Here is a 3,012-nt window from a genome sequence, read left to right on the forward strand (position 1 = left end):
ACGAGACAGACCCGAACCAGCCACCCCACCCGAACCAGCCACCCCACCAGAGCCGGCAGCGCGCCGGCGGCTCGCGACCGCGGCCGCCACGCGGGCGCCCGGCGCCACCTCGGCGGCCGGGTGCGCCTGCGCAAGCGCCGCGGTGACCGCGCCGCGCCAGGACGCCCGGGCCTCGACCCGCGCCAGCAGCCAGTGGACGTAGTCGGCGCGCGGGACGTCCAGCCAGGCGTCGGGCACCCGGGCGAGAACCGCGGTCAGCAGCTCCGCGTCGATCCGCGGGGCCAGCGCGGCGTCGGCGGCGGCGAACGTCGCGGGTTCGGCCGCCACGACCGGTAGGACCACGTGATCGGCGACGCCGGGCAGGACCCGGCCGACCGCCGCGGCCGCGCCCGCCCAGTCGTGGTGAGGGTACAGGGCGGCACCGTGATCGATCAACCACAGTTGACCGCCCCAGACCAGCAGGTTCGGGTTGCGCCAGGATCGGTCGACGTTCAGCGTCAGGGCGTCGAGCCAGAGCACGCGGGCGGCGATCTCGGGCGTGGCGGTGAAGGCCAGCGGATCGTAGGTGATGGACCCGGGGAGGTAGTCCATGCCGAGGTTGAGCCCGGCGCTGGCCCGCAGCAGGTCCTGGACCTCCTGGTCCGGCTCGGTGCGCCCGAGCTCGGGGTCGACCTCGATCCCGACGAGCTCGGGCACCGCGAGCCCGAGCTCGCGGGCGAGCTCGCCGACGATCACCTCGGCGACCAGCGCCTTCGGCCCCTGCCCGGCGCCGCTGAACTTGACGACCCAGGTGCCGAGGTCGTCGCCCTCCATCAGGCCGGGCAGGCTCCCGCCCTCGCGCAGCGGCGTCGCGTAACGCACCGCCGTGACGTGTCGCAACATCCCGCCATTGTGCACACCGCCCTGCCTGATCTTGGCAGATCAGGTTTCAAGCGCTCCCGGGCGACGTCACGAGCTGCCCGCGGGCAGGTTCGCCGCACGCTGCAGTTGCACCAGATCGCGAATGAGAAGCGATCGGTAACCGGTATCAAGTATCCCGCGCTGCCGTAGCTCACGAAGCGCTTTGTGCACCGTCGGCTCGGCGGCTCCCACCAGCCCGGCGAGCTCCGGCTGCGTCAGCGGTATGCCCACCGATCTGGCCCCCTGGCCAGCATCACTGCCGTATGCCCGCTGCAGCTCAAAGACGACCCGTGCGACCCGCATCGCCACCGAGCAGCCGCCGAACTCGACATGCCGACGCGTCGCGGATCGCAGCTTGGCTCCGATGGTGCTGCTCACCACCTGATGCACGTCCGGTGCGCGGCGCAGCAGAGAAAGGAATTCCTCTGCCCGGATCATTTTTGCGACCACGCTCCCGGCCGCCGTGGCCGTGGCGGACCGCGGCTCGGAGTCCAGCCCGGCGAGCTCGCCCACCAGATCACCGCCATGGCGAATCGCCAGCAGCGCGGTTCCGCCGTTCTCGGTCGCCGCCGTGATCTTTACCCAGCCTTGCAGGAGAAGTACCACGAAGTCAGTGCGATCATCTTCCCGGATGAACGTTTCTTCGCGGCTGTACTCCCGAAAATGACCGCTTTTGAGGATCTCCGCACGGCTGCTCGCCGGAAGACGACCGAGCACACTGTGGGGAGGCCACTGGAACGTGCCCGGCCACGTTTCCTTCGCCCAGGCAGAGCGTGGTGTCGGAGCCTCTTCCCACATGACGCCCTCCCCCTGCCCCGCACTGGGCCCGTCGCCGTCGCGCCCAGCACGGGGGCCAGGCGAGCGGCCCGACCCAATCCGAGGTCGTCGCCACGGGTGCCGCCGCCAGACAACGTCGCACCGTCCATCACCCACTATGCGCGCGATGGACCCACTGCAACAAGCTATCGGTTGATTGTCGGGTTCTGTATCGCCGCGCCGGGCAGCTGCCCTCAGCCGCGGTGCGGCATGAGCGCGCCGGCGGGGATGACGCCGAGCTTGCCGGCCTGGAAATCCTCGACGGCCTGGATGAGTTCCGCACGGGTGTTCATGACGAACGGCCCGTATGCCTCGACGTGCTCGCGGATCGGGCGCCCGCCCAGGAACAGGACCTCCAGCGCCGGCGCCACCGCGTCCTGCCGCGGGTCGGCGGCCACCGTCACCAGATCCCCGGCACCGAGGACGGCGAGCTGCCCGGCCTCGATCGGCCGGCCCGCGGGACCGACCGTGCCGCGGCCGCCCAGGACGTAGACGAGGGCGTTGAACTCCGGGTTCCAGGGTAGGTGCACCCGCGCGCCGGGGCTGACCGTCGCGTGGACGACGGAGATCGGCGTGTGCGTCGAACCCGGGCCCCGGTGCTCGCCCACCTCGCCCGCGATGATCCGCAGCAGCGCGCCACCATCCGGCGAGGCGACCAGCCGCACCTGCCCGCCCTCGAGGTTCTGGTAACGCGGCGGGGTGAACTTGTCCCGCGCCGGGAGGTTCACCCAGAGCTGGATGCCGTGGAACAGGCCCCCGCGCACGACCAGCTCCTCCGGCGGGGTCTCGATGTGCAGGATGCCCGCGCCGGCGGTCATCCACTGCGTCGCGCCGTCGGTGATGAGGCCGCCACCGCCGTGCGAGTCCTGGTGCTGGAACGTGCCGTCGATCATGTAGGTGACGGTCTCGAAGCCGCGGTGCGGGTGCCACGGGGTGCCCTTGGGCTCGCCGGGGCCGTAGTCGACCGCTCCCATCTCGTCCATGTGGATGAACGGGTCGAGATCGGGGAGCCGGACGCCGGCGAAGGCGCGACGGACCGGGAACCCCTCGCCCTCGAAGCCGCCGGGCGCGGTCGTGATCGTGCGCACCGGACGGTCGACGGCACCGAACGCGGGCTCGACCAGCCGGGGCAGCCGGACGGTGTCGGCGGTGACGGCGGGCATGTCGTCCTCCTGGCTGTGCTTGCGGCCGCCCGGCGAGCCGGCCCTGGCGGGCCCGTCCCGGCGTCCTTGACAGTTGTACATGCAACTACCTGGCCCCCACAACCGGACCCCCGCCGCAATCCCTGTCCCTTAT

The 3,012-nt window shown here is 71.6% G+C and carries 3 protein-coding genes; all 3 read right to left on the bottom strand.

What is annotated here, in order from left to right; genetic code table 11:
• On the bottom strand, positions 1 to 882 hold an 882-nt coding region (locus NBZ85_RS29625), incomplete at its 3' end, for a HipA family kinase (protein ID WP_261563235.1).
• A gap of 66 nt (positions 883 to 948) precedes the next feature.
• Positions 949 to 1,698, bottom strand: coding sequence for a Crp/Fnr family transcriptional regulator (locus NBZ85_RS29630; protein WP_261560567.1), 750 nt, complete (start codon positions 1,696 to 1,698; stop codon positions 949 to 951).
• A 212-nt stretch (positions 1,699 to 1,910) separates the two neighbouring features.
• Positions 1,911 to 2,879, bottom strand: a complete 969-nt coding sequence (locus tag NBZ85_RS29635; protein ID WP_261560569.1) for a pirin family protein — start codon at positions 2,877 to 2,879, stop codon at positions 1,911 to 1,913.
• Positions 2,880 to 3,012 lie beyond the last annotated feature (133 nt).

This window comes from Frankia tisae, from assembly GCF_025403405.1.
In the GTDB taxonomy this organism is placed as follows: domain Bacteria; phylum Actinomycetota; class Actinomycetes; order Frankiales; family Frankiaceae; genus Frankia; species Frankia tisai.